17 protein-coding genes, 1 tRNA gene and 1 rRNA gene are annotated in these 26,268 nt (G+C 29.4%); 14 read left to right on the top strand and 5 right to left on the bottom strand.

Annotated features, from left to right (window positions below; translation table 4 throughout):
• The 11 genes from rrf to mip form a co-directional block, all read left to right on the top strand.
• Window positions 1-97, top strand: a 5S ribosomal RNA gene (gene rrf / locus ACX1M8_RS02120); the annotation flags it as partial.
• 119 nt (window positions 98-216) lie between these two features.
• Complete coding sequence (locus tag ACX1M8_RS02115) at window positions 217-522, top strand: thioredoxin family protein (protein WP_458807128.1); 306 nt, start codon at window positions 217-219, stop codon at window positions 520-522.
• A gap of 168 nt (window positions 523-690) precedes the next feature.
• The gene (locus tag ACX1M8_RS02110) at window positions 691-4,476 is read left to right on the top strand and encodes a putative immunoglobulin-blocking virulence protein (protein ID WP_458836707.1); all 3,786 of its coding nucleotides are present in this window, start codon (window positions 691-693) and stop codon (window positions 4,474-4,476) included.
• 8 nt (window positions 4,477-4,484) lie between these two features.
• Window positions 4,485-5,933, top strand: coding sequence for an MSC_0624 family F1-like ATPase-associated membrane protein (locus ACX1M8_RS02105; RefSeq protein ID WP_458836706.1), 1,449 nt, complete (start codon window positions 4,485-4,487; stop codon window positions 5,931-5,933).
• Window positions 5,911-6,459, top strand: a complete 549-nt coding sequence (locus ACX1M8_RS02100) for an MSC_0623 family F1-like ATPase-associated protein (RefSeq protein WP_458807131.1) — start codon at window positions 5,911-5,913, stop codon at window positions 6,457-6,459. The genes ACX1M8_RS02105 and ACX1M8_RS02100 overlap by 23 nt, the downstream gene beginning before the upstream one ends.
• Window positions 6,440-7,360: an MSC_0622 family F1-like ATPase gamma subunit gene (locus ACX1M8_RS02095; RefSeq protein WP_458797768.1), complete on the top strand. Its 921-nt coding sequence runs from the start codon at window positions 6,440-6,442 to the stop codon at window positions 7,358-7,360. The genes ACX1M8_RS02100 and ACX1M8_RS02095 overlap by 20 nt, the downstream gene beginning before the upstream one ends.
• A complete protein-coding gene (locus ACX1M8_RS02090; RefSeq protein ID WP_458836705.1) occupies window positions 7,353-7,823 on the top strand; it encodes an MSC_0621 family F1-like ATPase epsilon subunit in 471 nt (156 codons plus the stop codon). Before ACX1M8_RS02095 ends, ACX1M8_RS02090 begins: the two co-directional genes overlap by 8 nt.
• The gene (locus ACX1M8_RS02085) at window positions 7,811-9,913 is read left to right on the top strand and encodes an MSC_0620 family F1-like ATPase-associated subunit (protein ID WP_458836704.1); all 2,103 of its coding nucleotides are present in this window, start codon (window positions 7,811-7,813) and stop codon (window positions 9,911-9,913) included. Before ACX1M8_RS02090 ends, ACX1M8_RS02085 begins: the two co-directional genes overlap by 13 nt.
• Window positions 9,913-11,439, top strand: coding sequence for an MSC_0619 family F1-like ATPase alpha subunit (locus tag ACX1M8_RS02080; protein WP_458807134.1), 1,527 nt, complete (start codon window positions 9,913-9,915; stop codon window positions 11,437-11,439). The genes ACX1M8_RS02085 and ACX1M8_RS02080 overlap by 1 nt, the downstream gene beginning before the upstream one ends.
• Window positions 11,439-12,806 (top strand): MSC_0618 family F1-like ATPase beta subunit, encoded by a 1,368-nt coding sequence (locus ACX1M8_RS02075; protein WP_458797773.1) that lies wholly within the window; start codon window positions 11,439-11,441, stop codon window positions 12,804-12,806. The genes ACX1M8_RS02080 and ACX1M8_RS02075 overlap by 1 nt, the downstream gene beginning before the upstream one ends.
• A complete protein-coding gene (gene mip / locus ACX1M8_RS02070) occupies window positions 12,796-14,991 on the top strand; it encodes an Ig-specific serine endopeptidase MIP (RefSeq protein WP_458836703.1) in 2,196 nt (731 codons plus the stop codon). The genes ACX1M8_RS02075 and mip overlap by 11 nt, the downstream gene beginning before the upstream one ends.
• Window positions 14,992-15,543: 552 nt before the next feature.
• On the opposite strand, the gene ACX1M8_RS02065 is transcribed toward mip, so the two are convergent.
• The 3 genes from ACX1M8_RS02065 to ffh all read right to left on the bottom strand — a co-directional run bounded on the left by ACX1M8_RS02065 (window position 15,544) and on the right by ffh (window position 17,884).
• Window positions 15,544-15,619: transfer RNA gene (locus ACX1M8_RS02065), tRNA-Thr, on the bottom strand.
• 48 nt (window positions 15,620-15,667) lie between these two features.
• A complete protein-coding gene (locus ACX1M8_RS02060) occupies window positions 15,668-16,513 on the bottom strand; it encodes an exonuclease domain-containing protein (protein WP_458834999.1) in 846 nt (281 codons plus the stop codon).
• Between the two features lie 12 nt (window positions 16,514-16,525).
• Window positions 16,526-17,884: a signal recognition particle protein gene (gene ffh / locus ACX1M8_RS02055; RefSeq protein ID WP_458836702.1), complete on the bottom strand. Its 1,359-nt coding sequence runs from the start codon at window positions 17,882-17,884 to the stop codon at window positions 16,526-16,528.
• A 65-nt stretch (window positions 17,885-17,949) separates the two neighbouring features.
• On the opposite strand from ffh, the gene ACX1M8_RS02050 reads away from it, so the two are divergent.
• Together ACX1M8_RS02050 and ACX1M8_RS02045 are read left to right on the top strand one after the other, a co-directional pair.
• On the top strand, window positions 17,950-18,888 hold the full coding sequence (locus ACX1M8_RS02050) for an RluA family pseudouridine synthase (RefSeq protein ID WP_458836701.1): 939 nt from the start codon (window positions 17,950-17,952) through the stop codon (window positions 18,886-18,888).
• Window positions 18,881-19,921 carry a hypothetical protein gene (locus tag ACX1M8_RS02045; protein WP_458836700.1) on the top strand — a complete coding sequence of 347 codons (1,041 nt, stop codon included), beginning with the start codon at window positions 18,881-18,883 and terminating at the stop codon, window positions 19,919-19,921. The genes ACX1M8_RS02050 and ACX1M8_RS02045 overlap by 8 nt, the downstream gene beginning before the upstream one ends.
• An 80-nt stretch (window positions 19,922-20,001) precedes the next feature.
• On the opposite strand, the gene ACX1M8_RS02040 is transcribed toward ACX1M8_RS02045, so the two are convergent.
• Window positions 20,002-22,476: a coiled-coil domain-containing protein gene (locus ACX1M8_RS02040; protein ID WP_458836699.1), complete on the bottom strand. Its 2,475-nt coding sequence runs from the start codon at window positions 22,474-22,476 to the stop codon at window positions 20,002-20,004.
• A gap of 292 nt (window positions 22,477-22,768) precedes the next feature.
• Between ACX1M8_RS02040 and ACX1M8_RS02035 the strand changes: the two genes are divergently transcribed.
• The gene (locus ACX1M8_RS02035; protein WP_458835502.1) at window positions 22,769-23,500 is read left to right on the top strand and encodes a YgjP-like metallopeptidase domain-containing protein; all 732 of its coding nucleotides are present in this window, start codon (window positions 22,769-22,771) and stop codon (window positions 23,498-23,500) included.
• Window positions 23,501-23,804: 304 nt separating this feature from the next.
• Here ACX1M8_RS02035 and ACX1M8_RS02030 read toward each other — a convergent pair whose 3' ends face one another.
• Window positions 23,805-26,186 (bottom strand): phosphoketolase family protein, encoded by a 2,382-nt coding sequence (locus tag ACX1M8_RS02030; RefSeq protein WP_458834847.1) that lies wholly within the window; start codon window positions 26,184-26,186, stop codon window positions 23,805-23,807.
• Window positions 26,187-26,268: the final 82 nt, after the last annotated feature.

Genomic DNA, 26,268 nt, shown 5'->3' with positions numbered 1-26,268 from the left:
TATAGCAGAGGGGATCACCTGATACCATTCCGAACTCAGTAGTTAAGCCCTCTAGTGCCGACGATAGCAGAGATGTGAAAATAGGGAACCGCTGTTTTTTTATTCATTTTTTTAATTCTAAATACTAAAAAGTTACTTTTTAAGCCAAAAAATAGCTAAAAATTAACTTTTTAGTTTTTTTAATCTGTTGTATAATAATTACATAAAGGAGTACATATGTTACATGAATCAAATAAAAATCAAGTTAATGAAGTTCTAAACTCAAAACCTACATTAGTTTTAGAAGTATTTTATGCTTCTTGATGTGGACCATGTAAAATGTTTAAAAGTGTATTAGAAGAACTTACACAAAAAGATAATGTTGAAGTTTACAGAATTAATATCGATGAAAACAGAGACTATGCTTATGAAGCAAATGTTGCTTCAATCCCATATACACGTGTTTACAGAGATGGTGTATTAACACAAACTTTCCTAGGTTACAAACCTTACGGTGAGTTAAAAGAGATTTTAGGACTATAATTTCGGTAGCAATAGCTACCTTTTTTATACTCTTTAGTTCTATTTTTTAGGTTTATAAATTGTTACAATTACAATTACTTTTTTTTTTTTTTACAGAGTAATTTCTACTTAAAATATATAATATTAATATTAATTAATATTATAAGGAAATCAGATAGGCGACATATCATGATTAAAGCAAAAAGAAGAAAAATATTACAAGCTGGATTAATCTTAGGTGGTGGAGTAGTTTTAACTGCTTCAGCTTTTGCTATTACTCAAGGAATCATTAATAAACGTGGTAAAGAATATCAATATCACAATTCTGAAATTAGTAAACCTAATCTAACTAATGTAACTATTAAATTTGTTCCTTCTCAAGTAGCAGGAACTGATGCTAATACTGAAGGTGCTAAAAAGGATGAAAGCGATAAAAGTCAAGTTAAAACAACACTTGCTTTTACTAATTCAAAAACTAATGAAGTAATTAAGAAGATTGTTTTAATTACAACTTCTAATCAAGAGCTTCAACTTCAAATTCAAAACTTGATTCCTAATGGATATAACTTTGATCCACAAAAATATGGTCAAGGAAGTGACATCACTGCTGAATTAGGTAAGGAAAATGTTATTTATGTGGTTCCTGAAGTTAAATCACAAAAAGAAACAACTTTTGTCTTTTATACACAAGGTGAAGATGGAAGTCAAGAAAATGTTGGCGAAGTTATTAAACCTAATGATGAAATAACTTCAGATTTTGATTTGAATAGTATTCTTCCACAAGGTTATGAATTTATTTCAAGTCAAACACATTATTATATTATTGGTTACACTAACAGATATAACGTTAAGAAAATAGAAGTAAATGTAACATTCCACCTTAAATTTATGGATGGAGAAAAACAAATAGGTGATCTAGTACCTGTTAAAGCTCATAAAGGTGATGTTGTTAACATTATGCGCTATATTCCTGAAGGATATCAACTTGCTCCTAATGTTGAGCAAACTGTTACAGCTGATGATCAAACCTTCCAAATTAATGTAAGTGAAATTCCTAGAAAAGTAGTTACTACACTTAACTTTGTCGAAAACGTTAATGGTACAAATGATTTAATCAGTCAAGAAAAAGTAACTACAGATCAATTCGCCACAATTAATTATGCTGATTACCTTCCTAAAAATTATCAACTGGCTGCAGGCCAAGATAATTTAAAAATTATCTTAGGAGAAGTCAATACTATTAAAGTAGAAAGAATTAGAAAGATAATTACTACTACTATTAAATTTATTGATGCTAAATCCTGACTACCAATTGATGTAGATCCTTTAACTCTTCAAACTTATGATGATGAAAATATTGCTTTTGATAATGCTTGGATTCCAGAAGGATATAAATTAGTAAATCCTGAAGTTCAAATTACAGCAGGTCAAATTAATAATATTTCTGTAGAAAAAGTTATCCACAAGGTACGAGCTACAGTTGACTATAAATGAAATGGAAGAACAGTTTCAACCATTACCATTGATGGAGAAGAAGGTCAATCTGTAGATTTATCTTCAGACAAATATCTACCTGCTGGATTCCAACTAGCTAAAGATGGAAAGCAACAAGTTATCGTACAACTTGCAAATCAAACTTATGTAATAAATGTTATTAAGAAAACTGTAGTAACAACCTTTAAATTTGTCCTTAATAAAGTTCAAATAGGTAAAGTAATTAGTATTACTACTACACCTGATGAAACAATTTCAATTGAGCAACTTAAGCCATATGTTCCTGAAGGATATCAAATTGTTGCAAAGCCTTCTTATGGATTTAAATTAGGTGAAGAAAACACTATTGAAGTAAGCAAAATTATCAAGAAAATTACTACTACAATTGTTTTCAAGGAAAATGGAAATATCATAGGGCAACCACATACTTTTGAAACTATCGAAGGGCAACCTACACCTATTGATTGAAAACAATATCTTCCTAAAGGATATCATGTTGTATCAGAACCTATTATTATCAAAGGTAAAAGCAATGATATTCAAATAGCTAAAGATAAAATTCAATACACTTATAAACTTATCTTCAAGGAAGGCGAAAAAATCATTTCTCAAGTTGATGGAACATACTTTGAAGATAATGTTCCAAAAGTATCTTCATTCCTACCACAAGGATATAAACTTCTTAATCCACAAGAAAATAATGTAATTCCACAAAATGGTACAAAGGTATATCAAATTGTTCCACTTATTCCACCTAAACCACCAGTTGTTACTAAACCAGAATTAACACCTGAAGAAAAGAAACAAGTAAATGAAATCGTTGATCAAAGACAAGGTAAACCTGTTGATATCAATAATTTAGAAATACCTGATAAACCTGAAGATCTTCCTGAAGTTCCAAAAGGTAAAGTTCCTGCTGAAGTAGCTGCTCAATCAGCTAAAAACCTTAAAGATTACAGCAAACTTATTTCTTCAAATAAGGATTTAACAGCTAATGATTTAAAAGATATCTTTAGAGAAACATACGAAAAGAATCCTGATCTACTTGAAGTATTTGCTCAATACCTTAATGGTCAAATTTCTATGCCAGGTATGCCACCAATACCTAAAGATCAAATCAGACAAATAGTTAAAGCACAACTTGATGCTGCTCAAAGAATTATGCAACAAGAATTAGCTGCCGGAAGAGTACCTGTTTTTGAAGTTACTGGTAATACATTTGGTTATGATGTAACAATTAAATTCGACTATATGGATGATAAATATAATCCTGTAGTTCAAAGTATGATTAAAAACAATAAAGATAGAGTGCTTGCTAATGGTGGTAAATACAATAGACAACCAAATGCTATTTTAGATGGTGAATACATTGGATGAGATAAATATGATGTTTCTTCACAAGTAAGTGGTATTGTACCTGCAAAAGATCGGGATAAAGTTACATTTGATCCTAAGACAGGACAAAAAATTAAGAGCGATGATGGTCTTAGAGTTTATGAATATATTCCTAACGGTAAAGATGCAGTTGCTAATGATAAACCAAAACAAAAGATGCTTACTGTAGATGCTTCAAATAAACTTGGATATGAAAAATTCCTAAAAATTCTTAACGATAATAGAGATATTACAATGGTTAAGATAGATAGAATAGGCGCTAGTGATAAAAACGAATCTCTTAGAGATTTACTTTCAAGACTACCTGATAGCGTTAAAGTTGTTAACTTATTCTTCTATAGTAAAGACACAACTGCAATAGCTGGACTTGAAAACAAAAGACTTGACGAAGTAGGAATTTACACAGTAATGCCTAATATCGATAAACGTTCAGATAAAACAACTTGAGGAATAGATCCTGTTGGATTGAAGAACACTAAATATGCTTCATTCGAAGGTGGAACTATTGAATCTTGAGAATCAACAGCTCCTGGAAAAAGAGCTGCTTCAATCTACTTCAATACTATTAGACCTGCTAAACATGCAAGTTTTAAAGATATTCAAGATGGATTCAAAATTGCTTTAGATACTAAAGCCAACTGAAAAATATTTAATGGTATTCATGGAGCTGGTGGATGACCTGTAAATATTGATTTATCACTTAACAAAAACATTAAATCATTAAAAGATTTACCATTAAATCAAAGAGTATTCAAATCTCTTACACTTCATGCAGATAGTGATACATTCACCTTGCCTATAGGAGAAATCGTTTCGGGACAATTTGGTGCACTTGTTGTTGGTGGTCCTGAAAGATCTAAAATGTTTTTCGATAATCCAAACACACACATTTTACATTTAACAGGTACAGCTAGTGATATTGGTCAAAATTATGGATTACATTTATACGGATTGCTTGAAGCAGGTTCAAACTCTTTAGACACAATTGTCGTAGATAATTTAGAAGCAGAGCAACTAATCAAAAACTCTCAAGCATGAGGCAAATTTGGTTCTAAATTTAAACTTATAGTAAAGGATGCTAATTAGAGGTAATTATGAAAAATAAACTTAAACAGAACACAATATTCTTTTGATCCAACCTATTTAGTTACTTACTAATGGGCGCATTTCTATTAGTTATCCTATTTTCTTTATCATCAGTTTTAGGATGAAATCCCTCAAACACAGGTTTAAAAGAATCTAGTCCATTTCTTCCTATAGAAAAATTCTTAGATATCTCGCAGCCTAGCTATCAGGGCCGGAACTTTGTAATCATTTATAACTTTATAGTCTTACTTATTCCTCTAATTCTCGCACCTTATTGATTAGCAAGAAATGCAAGCAAACAGCCAATAAGCTATTTAAAATATTTACCTTGAACTATATGTTATATAGCTATTACAATCTCTTCATTTGCTTTATTGTACTTTAGACCTATAACAGAAGATACTAATATCACTATATTATTGCTACATTCAATTCCATTTATTATATTAATGCTCTTGAATCTAGCATACGATATCTACTATGCTTTCTACTGTAAAAAAGTCTACACAGGTATTCAAAAGTACATTATTAACTTAGTAATTTCTTCAGTAGCTAAAATAGCTATTCTAATTGCAGGAATTACACTTCTAGCTAATTTCTTAATTGGAAATACAGCTGAAACCTTATTTACAAATAAAAACAATCTGCGTGAAGGATTTAGAGTTCTATTCTATAATCAAAGCTCTTTTGGTGTATTAGTAATTATAAGCATAATAATTGCTTTCTTATTATACTGAACACCTAAAATAGCTAATTTATATGTTTTAGAACATAACTTAAGTCAAATCAAAACACTAGCTAAACAAACATTAAAATTTAATGTCTATGTCCTAATGTTATTTACATCTTGAATGTTTATAAATATCTTTATTATAAACATCAATGATGGGCCTTTAATGGATAGAAAACCTGCTCATATTTTATGAGCTACAACTTTAGTGGTATCACTTGGATTACTAACTCCTATTTATTTCCTCTTAAAATGAAAACCACTTGCACAATTGAATAAAACTACAAAAGGTTTTATTCTAATTATCATTTCAATTATTTATCTTGCTACATTATTAGTAATAAGAATGCTTAATGCAGATAAATTTAACAACTATATGGTTGTTTGAATCATAGTAATTTCATACTTTGGATTATTACTCACTTATAAACTTGCAGGTAATAATCTTTCATATATAACACGTTATACCTTATCAATAATTTTGGCTTCCTTAAGTATTGCTGTCTTCTTCGGTGTGCTAGGCACATTGCTAAATCAAGGAAATAACAATTTAACAGCCTCAATTCCATTTAAATTTACTTTAGTTGATATATTTATTATCATCCCGATTATAGCTTGCTTATTGCAAGTTATAATCCAACTAATTATTTGAGCTAAAGCAACTTATGTTGTTTACAAATACAACAAGAAACAAGGAGTAGAAAATGAAACTAAACTTGCTAAGTAATTTCAAAAATTCTAGAACACAAAAAATTCTTCTTAGACAGCAAGAAACATATCTAAAAGAAATTTATGCTACATATAATGAACTTAAAGCTTCAGAAAACTTTATCCCTTATCAAGTTTTCACTAATCAATTCTTGATTTTAAATAACATCAAAAAACAAGATTCATTATGAGAAGAACTTGTAAACGAACGCGATGAATATGTTAAACATAAAAATCAAATTGCTTATCGTGATTTCTATATTTCTTGAAGTATAAATCCTCGCTTTAGCTCAAATGTTTTAGTACCTATTATTTCTAAAACATTTGATTCAAACACACAGGCTTTATCTTGAAATACAGCTGAAAGCTCTGAAATAGAAGATATCTTAACTAAATATAATGATTACTTAGATTACTACCTTGTTGAGCAAGATGCTAGTGTCGAACTTATTCCTGGTATTATTATTAAATACAACTATGATTTAAAGGATTACAACTTATATTTCGATCCAGAATTGATAAAAGATGCATATCAAGAAGATTAAACAAAAAGCTGAATCACTAGATAAAATACTCACAATCGTTGAATCTCAAAAGAATATTAATTTGATTAATATTTTGAGATTATCACAACAAATTGGGATGTATTTCCAAAGAGCTAATCAATCTAAAGCATATATTGATTATCTCGCTAGTCAGTATTCAATAACTAATCCTTTAATTCAACCAGAAAATAATCATTACTTATCATTCTTAAACAAACTTATCCACAAGACAAATATTAATACTTACAAAACTATTTGAGTTTACATCACTGAAGAAGAAAAATACGAAACTAACTCATATCGTAAGTATGAAGACTTTTTACTAAGTAACATAGCTAAAAACGATTCATTTATAGCTATCGGACCTAGAGCAATTAAATTTGCTAAAGAAAACAATTTAGACATCATCTTTAATGCAGATAAAAACGAAGTTGCCTATCTTACTGATGTTTTACCTGATTTCCTAGAAGCTTATCTAGAAACTAATGAATTTTGCAAAATCAAATTTGTGCTTAACTCTTCTAAAACAAAACAACTTAGTTTAAATGTTATTCCTATTAGTGAATTAAATTTTGACTTAGACCTATATCGTAAAGAAGCTACATCATATTCACTAGAAGGTTTACATATTTATCCTGATATCAACTCATTTGTTAAGTCACAACTTAATTCATATCTCACTTATATGACTTTAGCCTTACTAAGTGAATCTAGCTTAATATACGAAAAGTACTCACTAGTAGCTATAAATCAAAAAATCAATGATCTTGAGAAAAAACAAAAACGTCTTGCACTAGAAGTTTTAAGAGCAAAACGTGAATTAGAAGTTGAACAAATCTCTATTCTTTCTAAGAAAAAAGATTTATTACATGAAGAATCTAATGGAGGTGATCATGAGTAAGATTAAATGCTCTTTTATCTCTGAAAATTCTTTACAAACTAAAGTGTATATTTCAGTTTTAGAACTCAACTTAAACTTACAAGATTATTGAACCACACTTAAGCCTAATTCTGTTGGTTCCTATACCAAAGCCTTTTTCAGAACTAAGGACATGGATGGTAAAGAAAAATACTATATCTTAAATAATGTTTTTATCAGCTATATAAACGAAGAAATCGTTATTACTTATAGAGGCCAATTTAGACAATATAATCAAATTAAAAATCCTAACGATTTCATTAAAGAAAATGAAATTAAACTTAAAGAACTTAGCGCACAAGCTGATTACTATAAAAGTTGTCAAGAACTTTCTGTAGACACTTTTAATAAAGTAATGATTTATAAATTACAAAATGAAATTTTTATTACTAAAGCAATTACTTTATTTAATCTAAATCCAGAGGAGAAGAAATGAGAAAACTAAAATGACTTATTCTAGGTTCAATTAGTGCTTCAGCTCTACCTCTTGCAATATTATCAGCTTCGCCTACTACAGAAAATAATTCAAATGATGTTCAAGGTAAAAACTTATCACCAGATTTTGATGAGTTTAGCAACCTTGAAAAAGAATTTGAAAAAGAACAATTAACAAAAATTATTGATCAAGCAATCAGTGATTATCATAATCAAGGTAATACATTACTTTCTAATACTGAAACTACAGATGCAAAAGACATTCTAAAAGGAATGTATCTTAAAAAAGTAGCTGTATTTCTAGAAGAAAATAAAGAAGCTATTTTAAAAGATCCTAGAGCTAATGGTTTCTTTGTGTTTTATCCACAAATAATTGCTAACTCTAAATCATTTAAAAGTATGGTAATGACTTTTGATGATCAAAGTTATCAACAAGTACTTATTAATTCATCTCAAGATTCAACTAATCCATATTTAAATCTTCCATTAGTTCCATCTCAAGTTTCTGATGTTAACGAGTACTCAAATGAAATTCTTACAAATACATTAACTAAAGAACAATTCAATTCAAAGCTTGATCAATACTTCAAGAGACTATCAGGTGAATTTGATGATATCTTTATAAATAATGATGATATCCCAACTTTTGCAGATACTCAAATTGATTATACTTCACAAGGGGATTTCAACTTATCCACACCTAAAAACTTTGATTCATGAAACGACTATATCAAATCAAAATATAGTTCTCGTTTCTTAACATTTGATTTAAGTCAAAACTCAAAAGAAGATGAAAATAAAGATAAACCACCTTCTCCAATCATCCCACCCCTTCCTCAAATCGAGGATCCTGCAGTTAAATCAAATGAAATAATGCATATTCCTTCACTTTCACCATATGTGACTGCAAATGCATTTGAAGAGTTCAATGCACTTACAACTCTTGAGAAGAAACAAGCATTTTTAACTAAATTTAACAAGAATGTTGAAAAGAACTCAGATATTTATTTCTACTTTAACAACAATATCAACACTAGATATAAATACAGTGTTACAGAATTGAAATTAGATTCTAATAGTAACTTTGTTGCTGATGTTAAGCTTCAAGATCAAGTTGATAAAAACAACATCCGTACCTATAGTTATGATGTTAAAAAATTAGATAACAAACAAATAACATTAGCTACTCAAGCAGCTAATGGATTAATTAGAAACATATTTACACAGCTATATACAGCTTTAGGTGTTAACTCTCAAATAGATTATCAACAACTTGTGGATCAAGAATTAGCTAATGTGCTATTCAATATGATTTCACAAGCTATGAAGAATAGTTATCAACCTGAATACACACAAGATTTAAATGCTCTTATTCAAGCTAAAGCATCTAATGTTACAACAATTAATGTTGAAGATAACTTAAAAACTTCTTTTGGTTCAGATATTAACTACTTTGTACTTTCATCTCTAAAGAACACAGTTATCAACAACACTTACTACTTTGCTTTACTGCCTGAAGCATACTTTAATACCTACAACTTACTTGTTGAAGGTATTAAAAACAAATTTGATTTAATTAAAGCTAATATTCAAGTATTAAACGAATACTATAAAGTTGATTACTTCGATATAAGCTGAATTAATCAAGGTTTAGATGTGCTTAATGATGATATTTCTTTCTTAAAAGGTCTTGCTATTAATAATTCATTCAACCTTTATTCACAATACATTGAATATACAGACTTAACTAATAGAATTAATAAAACCTTTAGAGACTTATACATAGTGCTGCACACTAAACCATTAAGCAACTCAAGTGAAGATAAAAAAGATATTAAGCAATTGCTAGATTCACTTTATGCAATGCCTCAAATACCTTACACACAACCAGCAGCTAACAAAAATCTACTTTATACTCTTGGAGCAATCTTCCTTACATTTGCAATCATTTTAATGTTAATAGGAGCTACACTTGGAGCTACTCACAAGAGATTTAAAATTAAGAATACTAAAGCAAAAACAATTTTAATGGGTTCTCTTGCTTCAATCTTCTTAATCATCGGAATCGTGCTATTATGCATCGGAATTGGAGGTCTATAATGACAAATAATAATCCTAAAATAACAGGTATATTTGACTATGTCGTAGAGATATCAGGTAAATATCCTTACTTCCAGAATCAAGTATTTACACTAACAAGTAATCCTGAAGTTAAATTAATCTTAATCTCAGCTACAGAAAGCAAAGCTTATTGCTTAGCAGAAGGAAAAATAGGCGATTTCTTAATAGGTGAAAGTGTTACACCTCACTCTGAAGAAAACTATATCCAAACTTCATTAGATTATTTTGGAAAAATCATCTCAATAGATGGAAAAATCCTATACCCTAGTGCTAAAAGTAATTCAGAATACCTAAAATATCAATCTTTAGCATTTAGTAAACCTAATTCACTTCTATCATATCAACCTTTAGTTGAACAACTTCAAACAGGTTATATGTCTATAGATCTGCTTATCCCTGTAGGAAAGGGACAAAGAGAATTAATTATAGGTGATAGAAAGACCGGAAAAACACATTTAACCTTAAATACAATCATTAATCAAAAAGGTCAAAATGTTAAATGTATTTATGTAGGTATAGGTAAACAACAATCTGATATAGCTTCAGTTTATAAAACTCTTAATGATAATGGTGCAATGGATTACACAATTATCATTAATGCACCTGCAGATCAACCTTATGCACAATATTTAGCACCTTATGTAGCTATGGCACACGCTGAAAACTTAGCTAATGAATATGATGTTTTAATAGTTTTTGATGATTTAACTTCTCATGCAAATATTTATCGTGAAATAGCGCTTCTTACAAATAAACCTGTAGGAAAAGAAGCTTTCCCTGGAGATATGTTCTTTGCTCACGCTAGATTACTTGAACGTAGTGGTAAATTTGTAGGTAAAAAATCTATTACAGCACTACCTATTTTACAAAGTGTTGAAAACGATATTACCTCACTTGTAGCTTCAAACGATATCTCAATTACTGATGGTCAAATAGTAATGAATACTGATTTATTTGCTCAAGGTAAATTACCTGCTATCGATATAGATCTTTCAGTTTCTCGTATTGGTGGAGCTGTACAAAAACCTTATATTGCTAAAGTTGCTGGTAAAATTGCGAAAATTTATAAAGCATACAAAAGACAAATTAAACTTGCATCACTTAAATATGATTTAAATGATGAAACTAGTGCATTACTTACAAATGGTTCTTTAGTTGAACAAATGTTTACACAAAAAGGAATTTCAGTATACAAAGGTACAACTATGTTCCTTACAGCTAAACTTATTTCTTGAGGTATTTTAAAAGATGTAACTAACATACCTTTAGCTTTAAAATACATCGAAGAATTATGTAAGCAAAACTCTATAGCAAACGATATCTTAAACCGTATGATTAATAATCAACCTTATGATGATACAATGGCTAAAGAATTCTTCGCATTTGCTTTAGCTCAATATGCAAGCTATAAAAATCTTGATTGAAAATTCAATATCCAACAAAAATTTATGGATATTGATACAAAAACACTTAAAAATATCGATGATGAATTAGGAGATAAATAATGGTTATAGGTAAAATTACAAAAATTTGAACTGATGTAGTTGAGCTTTCTTTTCCTAAGGAACAACTACCTAAAATAAACAATATTCTTGTATCAGCAAGTGGTAAAAATCACTTACTAGTTAAGAAAATTGTAAACGAAAACATTGTTTATGCTGTTATCATTGATTCTAATGAAATAATTGCAATCAATCAAGAATACACAGATACACAAAGTACTTTCCAAGTTCCTGTTGGTTCTAGTGCTAAAAACAACATTTTTGATGTAATGGGTAATTCTCTAAATAACCCTAATATTAAGCTAAAAACTGTTGAAATGGACTCAACAATCATTACTAATAATGACTTTAATTTTGAACCCCAAATCTTAGAAACAGGTATTAAAGCTATTGACTTCTTCATTCCTATTCTTAAAGGTTCTAAAATTGGTATTTTTGGTGGAGCTGGAGTTGGAAAAACAGTTCTTATGAAAGAAATTATCTTCAACCTTTCAAAAAGAGAACAAAACACTTCTTCTATTTTTATAGGGGCTGGTGAACGTTCTAGAGAAGGGGTTGAATTATATGATGATCTCACAAAGTCAGATTTAATGAAAAACTCTATGATGTTTATTTCTAAAATGAACGAGAGTGCTGGTGCTAGAATGAGTATTGTTCCTGTAGGGATTACAGCAGCTGAATACTTAAGAGATCACGAAAAAGAAAATGTTCTTCTTTTCATCGACAACATTTTCCGTTTCCTTCAAGCAGGAAATGAAATCGCAGCTTCTCTTGATAAAAAGCCTTCCTTAGGAGGATATCAAGCAACATTAAATACCGAAATTTCTTCAGTTGAAAATAGACTATTTTCAAATGAAAATGGTTCAATTACTTCATTCCAAACAGTATTCTTACCTATGGATGATTTATCAGATCCTTCAGCATTAGCTGTCTTTAATCACTTAAATGGTTCACTTGTACTTTCACGTGATGTAGTAGCTAAAAATATTTATCCTGCTTTCGATCCACTTGAATCTTCATCAGCAACAGTTGATATCAAGATAATAGGACAAAAGCACTATGATGCTATTATGGAAGTTAAAAAGATACTTCAAAGATACAAAGAACTTGAAGATGTTATCCTCATTTTAGGTATTGATGAATTAGATGATGATTCTAAAATCATTGTTAAGAAAGCTTTACAACTTCAAAACTTCTTCTCTCAATACTTCCATACCACAGAACACTTTACACAAATGCCCGGTGTATATGTTCCACTAGCTAAAACAATTGAATCAGTCGAAAGAATTATCAATGGAGAATTTCTAGATGTAAACCCTGAAAAATTCTCATTTATTGCTACTGTGGATGATATAAAATATGAAAATTAAGACAATAAAAAACACACTTTTACTACTAGGAGCAAGTGCTTTAAGTTTACTTTCAGTATCTTGTTTCCATTCTTATCCAGTGCGTCCTAGTGAACCACCTAAGGATCCTAATGATAAACCACCAGTAACCAATAATCCTAACCAAGGAGAAGAAAAACCAAAAGACCCTAATGAAGGTGGAGTTCCTATTGAACCACCTTCAGGTGGAAATCCTTTTGAACCTAATACTTCTATTCCTGACCCTACTAAACCAGCTGATGCAGATAGCGACATCTATAAACAAGCTTCATTATTAAAGAAATATTATATGGATGAAGCTGCCTATATAAATGCATTAATTAGATACTTATACACAAATGGTGAAACTGAAGCTTATAACGAAATCTATGAAACATATAACAGAAATCATGTTGATAAATTCAATCTTAATGCTGATAAGCTAAAACTTCCTGCATTCTTAGATTCATATGTTAAAAACTTTTCAGTTACAGATGATAACAATAATTTAGTACTTAATCCGTTAAAAATATTACAAAGAAGAAAATATTGAGCCGATAAAGATGGAGATCGTGGTACAGCAAGATATATACCTAACGAGCTATATAGAAAGATTTTAGGTGAAACTTATTCTATTATAGTTACTAGAAGTAATAAATACCTTAAACAAGCTAATTTAATTGATGGTAGAACTTCTCAAGGAACAGCATGAATTCTTGACTATGCAACTAATGATCAAAATCAAATTACTAAATTATACTTAGCAACTAACCTACACGTAGCAAGCAACATTACTACTGCTACTGATAATGGGGCCTTATATACAAATGTTATCCCAGATAGCACACTAAAGCAAAATGCTGATGCCCTTATTAGTGCAAATAAAGCTTTAGATAAATTAACACCTTCAGTTGCTAAATTAGAAAATGAATGAAAACAAATTAAAGAAAAATATGGAGAAAATTCTCAAGAATTTAAAGAAATAGATAAGAAATATGCAGAGGCTTTAATTCCATATGACAAAGCTCAGCAAGCTGTTAAAAAAGCAGAAAATAATATCACTGGAATAACTACAGGTATTAAACTTGCTCACTTTGATGCTTCTAGCACACCTATTGAAACAGAGTTAAAACAAACTAATAAAGACACCCATGTAAGCTACTTTAATATAGATCCTGATAAAGTCAAAATAGTTTATGCTGGTTCTAACTTTTTAGCAACTACTCCAAGTGAATATTTAAGTAGTAACTCACCTTATAGAAATCTTGAAGAAATGGCTGATTTTGCTGTTTTAGAAATAAGTTTTGATCCACAAAAACAAGATTATATATATCAAAGTCCTAATGAAAATGAAGAATTGAACGATGAAACAATTAATTCATTTGATGCTTATATGCTTTATCTAACTTCAGCATATCAAAACAATGATAATTCACGTCCAGCTAACTTTGATTTATTAACTAGATATGATCAATTATGAAATGATAAGTTAACTGTAGATAATAAACAAGTATCTAAAATTAAATACGATTTCCTTGCTCTAGGATTCCCTAACTCTGGTGATGATGATGATTTAAAAGCCTCACTTCCAACTGGAACTGATATAAAATCTTTATCATCTACATCATCTGTATGAGTAAATAAATCTAGATTTAGCAACGATAATAATTATGGTGGTGGTTTCTCTCAAAATGTTTCACTAAGAACATTTATTGATAAACCAGGACTAACTGATATATTAATATCTAACCCTATTATTAATGCAGGCGAAGAAAAAGGATTTGAAATTAAATATTTAAAAGAAAAGGATTCTTCTTACACAGGAAATTCATATATCAATTATGGTTTAGGTTATGTCCTACATAATTGACAACCAGCTACTGGTGGTTCAGGTTCTTCTGTGCGTGATATTGATGGAAATATCTTGGGTATTACATTTGCTGCTGCAGACGCTAAATTTAAATCTTTAGTATCACTAACTCAAGCATTAAGATCACCAGGTTACGACTATAAAGGTCAATATGGTAAATATAATCTAGAACAATATGACTTAATTTATGGTGGTGGTCCTAACCAAAGAACTTCATATCGTCAAGCATTACAAAAAATATATGGAGATAACTTTAGAACAAAACTATTTCCTAATGGTGTATCTAATATACCTGATGAATATAAATTTGATAAATAAAACTTTTAAAGCATTTTCATTTTTCGAGAATGCTTTTTTTAATTTCATTATTTATTTTCAATTACTAATACTTCATAAAGTTTTATATTTCTTTTCCAAATTGAGCACTTAAAAAATATGTTTAAGTCTAGCACATAGGAATATTAGAATTTATATCGCTTAAAATTACATAGAAAAAACTTAATTTTTATTATTTACTCTTGATAATTCTAACTATCTACTAGCTTCACATTTAATATTAAGACCATCAAAAACGAAAGCATTATAAGTATTAGCAATTCCAAGTTAGTAGTAGCAAAAATACATTTAAGCCTACATCATAGTGATATTAGATTTTTTATGTTCGAAATTACATAGAAAAATAGAAGTTTATATCCTTATGTTATGATGAATACTTAGTATTTATAATTACTAATTCCAAGTTAGAAACACCATAAATACTTTTATGCCTATATCATAGGAATATCTGAAATTCAACTTTTAAAATTACATAGAAAAATTTCAACCAATTAGTATTCAGAAGCAATAAAAAAATCCATTGCTGGATCTAATTGGTGCCGGCAACTGGACTCGAACCAGCGACCCCTTCCTTACCATGGAAGTGCTCTACCTGCTGAGCTATGTCGGCAAATCGTTAATAATATAATACCAAAATATTATTAACGTGTATAAATTATTATATGATTTCTAATTCTTTTAATAAGATAAGAAATTCTTCAAAAGAAACAATTCTTTTCCCTAATTCTTGAGCTTTTCTATATTTTGAAGTTGTTGAACTATTGCTACAAACTAATAAAAATGAAGTTGCATTTATCACTGAATTATTTACTATTCCACCATTAAGAGTTATTAATTCTTCAATGCTTTCTCTAGTATATTCAGATTCTCCTGTTATAGCTATATTAAATCCTTCTAATAGTTTTGAATTACTCTTTTTAGAGATTATTCTCTTATTTTCCTTTGTCCTAGGAATTGAATAATATCTTCTTCTGAAAGGATTATCATTTTCTTTTTCTAGAATTAGTCTTTTAAAGACTTCTTGAGTACATACTACATCTGCAAGTGCTCTATGATTATTTTCAGCTGAATATTCTATTTCATAATAATCACACAAATTGCCTAAAGTATTATGTGGTAGATCTAATCTTCTTCTTGCTAAATATAGTGTATCTATAATTTCATTTTCAATACTTCTATTTAGCTTTTTATTTGCATAATGGTTTAGAAATCTATAATCAAATGATTTAATATTATGTCCAACTAATGGATAATCAGCAATAAATTCTAGAAAGCTTTCTAAAACAATATCGATAGGTTTTTCACCCTTTAACATTTCATTAGTAATGTGAGTTTTTCTTTCAATAAAAGGTGGTATTTTACCTTCGATATTAACAAGTTTAGAAAACTCATCTACTATTTCACCATTTATAACTTTAATAGCTGCTATTTCTGTTATTTCATCGTTATCTAGATATAAACCTGTTGTCTCTATATCCAATACTATATATTCTTTTGGAAGCATATATCTAGGGGATTAGAATAATCCACCCATTCCTCCAAATCCACCGAATCCACCTGTTTTCTTAAAGTTTTGTGCAATTTGAGTCATCTTTTTACTCATTGCATCAAAATCATTTAGAAGCTTGTTGTATTCTTGTGCACTACGACCACTTCCTTTAAGGATTCTTTCTTTACGAGAAGCTTGTTTTAGTAGTTTAGGATTCTTTCTTTCTTGTTTAGTCATAGAAGACATAAGAATTTGGTATAACTGCATTTTTTCTTCAGCTTTATCAATTTCTGATTCATCAATTTTACCAGCAAGATTTCCTGGCAACATCTTAAGGATTTTAGAGAATTTTCCCATTTGCTTCATTTGCTTAATTTGTTCCATTAAGTCATCTAGAGTGAAATTACCAGAGAAAATTCTTTCCACCATATTTTTAGCTTTATCTTCATCGATAGCTTCAGAAGCTTGCTCAATAAGTGTCATAACATCACCCATTCCAAGAATTCTTTCAGCCATTCTATCAGGGTGGAATAATTCTAAATTAGATGTTTTTTCACCTGTACCAATAAATCTAATAGGAATATTTAAGACTTGTCTTAAACTAAGAGCTGCCCCACCACGAGCATCTGAATCAAGTTTTGTAATAATCACACCACTTAATTTAAGTTTTTCGTGAAATGCACTAGCTACATTGATAATATCTTGCCCACTAAGTGCATCTGCTACAAAGAAAATTTCATCTGGATGAGCAATCTTTTTAATGTTTGCTAATTCATCCATAAGTTTTTCATCAATCGCAAGTCTCCCTGCTGTATCGATAATGATTAAATCGTTTTTATTTTCGTTTGCGTAAGATAAAGCATTTTGCACGATTGTTTCAGTAGGAACATCCACACCTTGTTCGAAGTAATCAACTTGAATTCCTTTAGCAAGAGTAACAAGTTGATCCACAGCAGCAGGACGATAAATATCAGCTGCAACTACTAAAGGTTTTGAAATGTGTTTTTTCTTTCTTAAGTAGTAAGCTAATTTAGCTGTTGCAGTAGTTTTCCCTGACCCTTGTAATCCACACATCATTATGACATAAGGACGTTTGTCAATTTTGATTTCTTTTGCTTCTTTTCCAAGTACTTCTACTAACTCATCTCTAAAGATTTTAATCATTGTTTGAGATGGGTTTAATTTTCCTATGATTTTTCCTTCTTCTAAGGCTTTTTCTTTAACATTATTAACAAATTCTTTAACCACTTTTAAGTTAACGTCGGCTTCAAGTAAAGCCATCTTAACTTCACGTGTAACTTCTTGAATATCTTCTTCATTTAAAGTAGTTTTCTTAGCCATTTTTGCTAAGCTTTTTTGTATTCTTTTTTCTAAAAAATCTAACATAAAATTATTATACAACACATAAGTAAATAGCTAATAAATTTCAAAAAACTTATATAATTACATTTATGAAAGAAATAGAAGTAAAATATACCGAAAGACTAGATAAATATGTCTCAAATAACAGTGATATCTCACGTAATGATATCAAGCAATTAATTGAAGAACATTGTGTCTATGTTGATAATATTTTGGTCAATAAACCAAAGTTTACTGTCCGTGAAGGGCAAGTGATTAAAATTACTAGAGTAATTGATAAGGAAATCAAAATCGAACCTAAAGAAATGCCTTTAGAAATCTTATATGATGATGATTACTTATGTGTGTTAAACAAGCCTAGTGGTCTTACAGTTCACCCAGCACCAGGCCACTATGATGATACTTTAGTAAATGGTTTATTACACCACTTTAAAAACAACCTTTCTAATGAAAATGGGCTATTAAGACCTGGAATCGTTCATAGAATTGACAAAGATACAAGTGGTTTATTAATTGTTGCTAAAACAAATGAAGCGCATAACTTACTAGCTGAAATGTTTTCTACCCACAGTATTAAGCGTTCATACCTTGCTATCTGTGATGGAATTATTGAAAACACTAGATTAAAATTAGTACTTCCTATTGGACGTTCTACTAAAGATCGTTTAAAAATGGAAGTTACTAATCGAAATTCAAAACCTGCTGTTACATATGTAACTTTACTTAAAGGATTTTATTTAGATGGATTACCAAAATCACTTGTTAAGTGTGAACTTGAAACAGGTAGAACACACCAAATTAGAGTGCATATGGCTCACATTAAAAACCCAGTGTATGGAGATCCTGTTTACAATAAAGCAATTGATGGTAAAGGACAAAGACTACATGCTTATAAATTAACTTTTAAACACCCAATTACAGGTGAAGAAATGTTATTCTTTGCTAAACCACCTAAAGAATTTTTAGTAGCAGATTTTGATTTTGATAAATTCTTACAAGAAGAAGCTAACGGAGGTAAAGATGAATAATCACGCAGTATTTAATCCTAATGACTATCCTACAACTGAATCTTTTTACGAAAAATTTAAAGAAAAATTCAACTTATGAACTTGAATTTGAATTAGTGGATTAATTTTATGTCTTGCATTACTAATTGCTGATTTAGTACTCAAAATCGTGTTCCAATCTGATTTTGTTAATTACGGTTACTATCGTGAAGATGCTTGACCTAAAGATCATCCAACGGAAGCTGAAAAATCATATTTCTTAAGTATATTTTTCTATCGTATTTTCTGAATTGTTGTATTTATATTAGCTTTTGGGTACTTAATTTATTCTGTAATTACTTACAGAATAAATTCAAAAACTCAAAAAAGCTTTATTAATAATTCACAAACTATGTGATTTGTCGCATTATTTATTGCTATGTGAGAAGTTTTCCAATTAATCGAATATATGGTTAATAGTGAATTAAATAAATATGCAGGATTCGCAATCGCAGGATTCGTTTTAGAATTAGTGCTTTCAATCACATACTTAGTTGTTTACTTTGTTCCTACTGGACAAGTTAAGAAAATTCAAAAATTCAATATATTTGTTAACCAAAATATCCAATTTAAAGAATGACAAAAGAATTACCAAAAAATGTATAAAGATGGTAATGGTCCTTTAGATATTTTTGGTATCTTTAATCAAATTGTACCTGATACCAATTCAGCATCTTCTGATACTTCTGTTACTGAAGAAGATAACAATATGGCTCAAAGCTATCAAGAAGGTGAAAACGAAAACAAGAAAACATCTTCAGGAGCAAGTCAAGCTGCATATAGCGATCCACAAAAAGCAGCTGCTATGGAAAAACTACTTTCTAAGCCAAATAGTCAATTATTCCAAATGGCTGCTATCTTAAACATTTCTGGATATGAAGATATGTCTAAGGAAGAGCTTGCTTCATTAATTTATAATTACACAAAACAAGCTCAAGAAAGATATCAACAAGTTAAAAAACAAGAAGATATAGAAGAAGCTCAGGTTGTAGAAGATAACACTGATAAGAAATAGCTTAATTGCTATTTTTTATTTGCCTTTATTAAAAGCTAAACAAAAAACTAACACCCTAGTTAGGATATTAGTTATAAACTTTATTTTTCACTTATAGAAATTGAAAATGCTGAATTATCTCTTTGACTTCATTCTAGAGCTGATGCAAGGAATTTTAAAGCTTGATCTGAAATTTTTAATTTCTTATCTTTCATAATTTCTACTTGTTCTTTTTCATAAGGAGAAATAAAATGATTATTAGTCATAAAATCTAGAACAACATCGCTAGCGCCATTTTCTTTTGTAAATGTAATTTTACCTTTTATATTTATATTAAGTTTTTCTCTTATGCTATATGCAGGATCAGCTGATTCATTAGCTAATTTATCAACTGCATCCACAACAGTATCTAATTTTTTAAATACTTCTTCTTTGATTTTCTTATTTAATACGTCAAGTAAATGGTTTTCTATTTCTTCGTTAGAATTTTTTGTTTCTCCAATTTCAAATAAGAACTTTTCTCACTGTTTAGAATCAATTTCTGATCAATTAACAATTTTATCAGTGGTTAGAAAATCTGTGAAGAAATAATGCAATGAATCATTATAAACTTTATTTGCACCCATTGTAAATTCATTATATAGTTCTGGATATTCTGTTAGATTTATTTCAGCATCATGTGTAGGATTTTTAAATTCATATCCTACTCCAAATATTTTTATTATAGTTATATCATCTGTTGCTTTACGGTAATACTTGTATCTCCGAATGAATACATTTCGTATAGCTTCAATAAATGAATCTTTATCAACTATTTGATCTCTATCATATTGACTTGATATAATGTTTTTATATTTCTCATTTAATCATTTTCTGAATATGTCTTTTAATTGTGTGTTTCCCTTATATATATATTTCTCTAAATAAGGAATTCATTTTTCTGCCCCATCAGGCAATGTATTAGCTGTTTCTCTAATATCTTCAATTGTGATATTTGGTTCTCATAATAATTCGTCTAAACCATAAAGATTAAAAATATTACTCATTATTCCGTAATTTGTTCTTATTATATCTTTATAAGATTCAGATATAGCTTTTTCGACTTTTTCACTAAGATCATTTCTTCAGCGACCAAAATCTATTTGACTCTCAAAAGGATTTGTATAATTATTTTTTATTTCTTCGATTTTTTTAGATAAAGTGTCTTTGTATTGTTTTAAATTAGCTACAGCTTTTAAATAGAATTCATCGTATCCATTAACTATAGAATTTTGATAATTTACATAATCAGTGAATTTGCTTTCGAATTCTTCAGGATTAATATTCGTGAAATCAAAATCAACTACATGACTATATTCAGGCAATTTCTCTGTATTTTCTATAAGTTTAATTGGTTCGTAAAAGCTATACATTAAATACTGTTGCAATATAAGTAATGCAGCATCTGCTTCATTTATATTTGCTATATTTTCATTACTATGGTCTGAAAATCCTGCTAAGGAATTTATTATCAAGTTAATTGGCAATTTTTGTAATGTATTTATTACATCAGCAACTTTTGATTCGTTATTTTTATCCTTCAAGTAGTTTAAAACATTGAAAACTATTGAACTGATTTCAAATCCACGAGGACCACCATATTTATTTTCTCTATATCAACTTGTTAATGTATTATTTGTTTCTTTATCATTCTTAAAAGCATCAACCATATATTTTTGTATATCTGCTTTTTGATTTAATTTAATCCCCAAATTTAAGTTAAGTTCTAGCTTAGCATTTTTATCATCTGATTTATAAAAATCTGCTATTTTCTTTAGAAGAACATATTCTTTAGAACCATTTTCACTAGTATGTGAGTTATTACGTAATGATTTAATTTCGGCCTCTAATGATGCCTTATCTCTTTTAAGTTGCTCTAATGTTTCATTTGTATTACTTTGAAGTTGTTTCGTTAGTGATTCTACCTTTTTATTTAATTCATTAATTGAATTATTTTTTTCATTAAGTTGATTACTTAATTCATCTTTAGCTGTCTTTTGAGTTTTTAACTCTGCTTCTAATGCTTTCTTTTCTTTATCAAGTTTATCTAATGCATCTTTGTTAGATTTATCACCATCTTCTTTTTGTTTAGTTAATAATTCAATTTTTTGATTTAATTCATTAATAACATTTGTTTTTTCATTAAGTTGACTTGTTAATTGTTCTTTAGCATCTTTATGGTTTTTAACTTCTTTATTTAATTCATTAATTTGATTTTCTAATGTAGCTTTGTCTTTTAACAATTGCTTATTAAGTTGTTCTTTTTCATCATCTGTTATTTTATCTTGCAATTGTTTAGTTAGTAAATCAATCTTTCCATTTAATTCAGTTAATTTGGCTTCTTTTTCGTTCAATGTAGCTTCTAAACCATTTTTAGTTGCTAATAAATCGTCAGCATCTTTTTTATGCTTTTCAATTTCTTTATTTAATTCATCAATTTTACTTTTATCTTCACTGTTATTACTGCAGGCTACAACTGTCATTGGTAAAATTGTTGTAGCTCCTAATAACATCGGAAAATATCTTTTAAATTTCATTGTTTCTCCTTTATTTTGCTATATTTAAATTTTTTCAAAAAAAAAAAAAAAAAACAAGTGCCATATGAAAGAAAAAACTTCGTACAAAATTTAATCTTATATATCTATAAAATAGACTTATTTATTAAAGACGTGCTATATAGTTAAAATATGAAAGTAGTTACATAAATACTGAAAATGGGATATTCTGTATTTTTCAACCTGCAAAATTATCCACAATCATATGAATAAGATTATATAAAATGCTTGAATAAGTAATGAGCTATACTAAGCAATATAATATAATTCTTGTATGCAAGATAAAAACTTATACACTATTGAAACAATCGAAATAAATGAAATAACTTATACCTACTACATAAGATATGTTGATAATACATTTGCGAATTATTTTTTAGAAGATAATGAACTTTATATCATCATTAGTAAATCCCATCCTAAACTAAAAGAAATCATTAAAGAAGCAGTTCTGAATACAGAATTGCAAACTAAATATATGCTATCATCAGCTCGTAATACATTTTATTATCTAGGTAACAAATATGAATATAAGTATAAGTCTTTAGGGCTTATCATAATACGTAGAAGTGATAATAATGAATTATTAACTACCATCCAATGTGAAACAGGAAAAGAAAATAATCAACAATATATAATTCAAGTTATCTCAAAATACATTAAAGAAGCTTTTAGAGACTATATGCAAAAACTTACAAATGAAATATCATCAAAATTTCATTCTAGAACAATACCTGTATCTATAAAGAACAACGTTAAGACATATAATGGAGTTTATCTTTATCGTAAACTTAAAGAGGAAGAAGAAATTCGTTATAACTTCTTAACATATCCTTATCCTGTAGATGTATTAACCTATTTAGTTTCACATGAAGTTGTACACTCAACTAGTTATGGAAAAGATAAACATAATAAAACATTCTGAGGCGTTTTATCTTCTATTCAACCAGATATTAGCTTTTATAAGAATTCCAGAAATTGAGTAATAAAATTAAGAAATAAATAACTTTAATTTAATGTATATATCCAGATATTATTAGCACACTCAAATTAGAAAAGAGTGTGTTTTTCTATGTAATTTTTAGTGAGTAAAAATCAAAATCCCTATACCATAGGTATTTTAGATTTTAATATCTATGTAACTTGGAATTGAAATAATATAGAACGTAATAAACTTTTAAATAATGTTTAATGAAATTTAATTTTATTAAACGATATTTTCATCGCTATTATCTGTTCTATATAACATAAGCAAATAAAAATACCAGAGCTATATACTCTGATATTTTAAAGATTGATTGTTAAGACAATTATTTGTTAAGACCTTCTCATTTTCAGTATCTAACTTCGTCGATGTCAATTCCAACTTCTTTAATGTATTGGTTGTGGTAAGCAATTTTTTCGTCCATTAAAGCAACGAAATCTTGAGCTTTATCACCGTAAACTGCGTTAGCAGCTGTAATAGACATGTGGAATCTGTCCATTTCTGACATTAAACGAATGTCGAATGATGTTGTAATATCACCATTTTCTCTGTATCCGTGAACGAATAAGTTGTGGTTTTTACGTGAGAAGAAGATATCACGAATTAATCCTTCAAATCCGTGGAATGCGAATAGAACTGGTTTGTCTTTTGTAAAGATTGCATCAAATTCTTCATCGCTGTATCCACGTGGGTCAATACTTGGGTGACGTAATCTTAATAAGTCAACTACGTTAACAAATCTGATTTTCATTTCTGGGAAGTGTTTGTTTAAGATTGAGATTGTAGCTAAAGCTTCTAAGTTTGGTTCTGTACCTGATGCAACAACTACTAAGTCTGGTTCTTCACCTTCTTTAACTGTTGATGCTCATTCAATAACTTTAAGTCCTTTATCTACTAATTCTTGAGCTTCTTCTTTGTTGAAGAATTGATCTCTAGGTTGTTTTGAAGCAACGATAAGGTTAATTACATCTCTTTCTGTAAATGCTTTATCTAAAACAGCAAGTAATGAGTTTGTATCAGCTGGTAAGTATTCACGAATTAATTCTGGTTTCTTGTCAGCTAAGTGTCCTAAAATACCTGGATCTTGGTGTGTGTATCCGTTGTGGTCTTGTTGGAATGCTGTAGATGTAGCAATAACGTTAAGTGATGGGTAGTCTTTTCTTCATGAGATTTTTCTTGCTTTAGCAAGTCATTTCATGTGTTGTGTTAACATTGAGTCAACAACTCTTAAGAATGATTCGTATGATGCAAAGAATCCGTGACGTCCTGTAAGAACGTATCCTTCTAAGAATCCTTCTGCTTGGTGTTCTGAAAGTTGTGAGTCGATAACTCTTCCAACTGGTCCAACAGCTTCATCTAATTCAGCATCAACTCTTTCAAGTCATTGTCTGTTTGTTAATTTAAGTACTGCATATAATCTATTTGATTTTGTTTCATCTGGTCCAAATACACGGAAGTTATCTGGGTTTCTCTTAATAACATCAGCAAATCAGTTACCTGCATTAACCATATCTTGGTCTTTTATTTCACCTGGTTTATTAATTTCTAATCCAAATTCTTTTCAGTCTGGTAAGTTTAATGCTCTAGGGTTTACGCCACCATTTGTGATTGGTTGCATAGCCATTCTCATATCACCTTTTGGAGCGATATCAGCATATTCTTGTTTAAATTTACCATTTTCATCGAATAATTCTTCTGGTTTGTATGATTTTAATCATGCTTCTAATTCACCTATTAATTTTGGATTTTCAGATGTAACTGGAAGTGGAACTTGGTGTGATCTGAAGCTTCCTTCAAATGTTTCTCCATTAATTTTGTGTGGACAAGTTCATCCTTTAGGTGTACGAACTACAAGTGCTGGTCAAATTGGTCTTGTAGCAACTTCAGCTGGTAATTTTCTAGCTTCGTTTTGGATTTCTAAAATTCTTTCAACAGCTTTGTCAAAAGCATCAGCCATTAATTGGTGAATACCTTCTTGATCAAATACGTTTGCTTCAACAATAATAGCTTCTCATCCGTATCCTGCTAACATTGAAGTAATTTCTTCATCTGTTTTACGTGACATAATTGTTGGGTTTGAAATTTTTCCACCGTTAATGTGAATGATAGGTAATACAGCACCATCATTTACAGGGTTAATGAATGATGTTGAGAATCATCCTGCAGCAAGTGGACCTGTTTCAGCTTCACCATCACCGATAACAGCAGCAGCGATAATGTTAGGGTTATCTAAAATAGCTCCTGTTGCGTGTGAAAGTGAGTAACCTAATTCTCCCCCTTCGTGGATTGATCCAGGTGTTTCAGGAGCAGCGTGTGATGCTGTTCCACCAGGGAATGAGAATCTCTTACACATTTTCTTAATTCCAGCTTCATCTTGTGTGATTTCTGGGAATAATTCTGTGTAACTTCCATCTAAGTATGAGTTTGAAATCATAACTTGTCCACCGTGACCTGGTCCTTCGATGTAGAACATGTTTACACCATATTTGTTAATTACCCGGTTTAAGTGTGCGTAAATTAAGTTTTGACCTGGGATTGTTCCTCAGTGTCCGATAGGGTACATTTTAACGTCTTCAGCTTTTAATCCATCTTTCATTAATGGGTTATTTCTTAAGTAGATTTGAGCTACTGAAAGAAAGTTAGCTGCACGCCATCAAGCATGTACTTTATCTAAATATTGTTTTTCATCAAATAAAGTCTTTTTCATAAATATTCCTTTTAAATTTTTGATATTTAACACATTAAGTTTAATGTCCAAAAATTCCAACTCAATATGTAACCATATTTTA

Source organism: Mycoplasma tracheobuteonis (assembly GCF_054456995.1).
The sequence above is the reverse complement of the archived record's forward strand: the minus strand, read 5'-3'. Positions and strand labels throughout refer to the sequence as shown.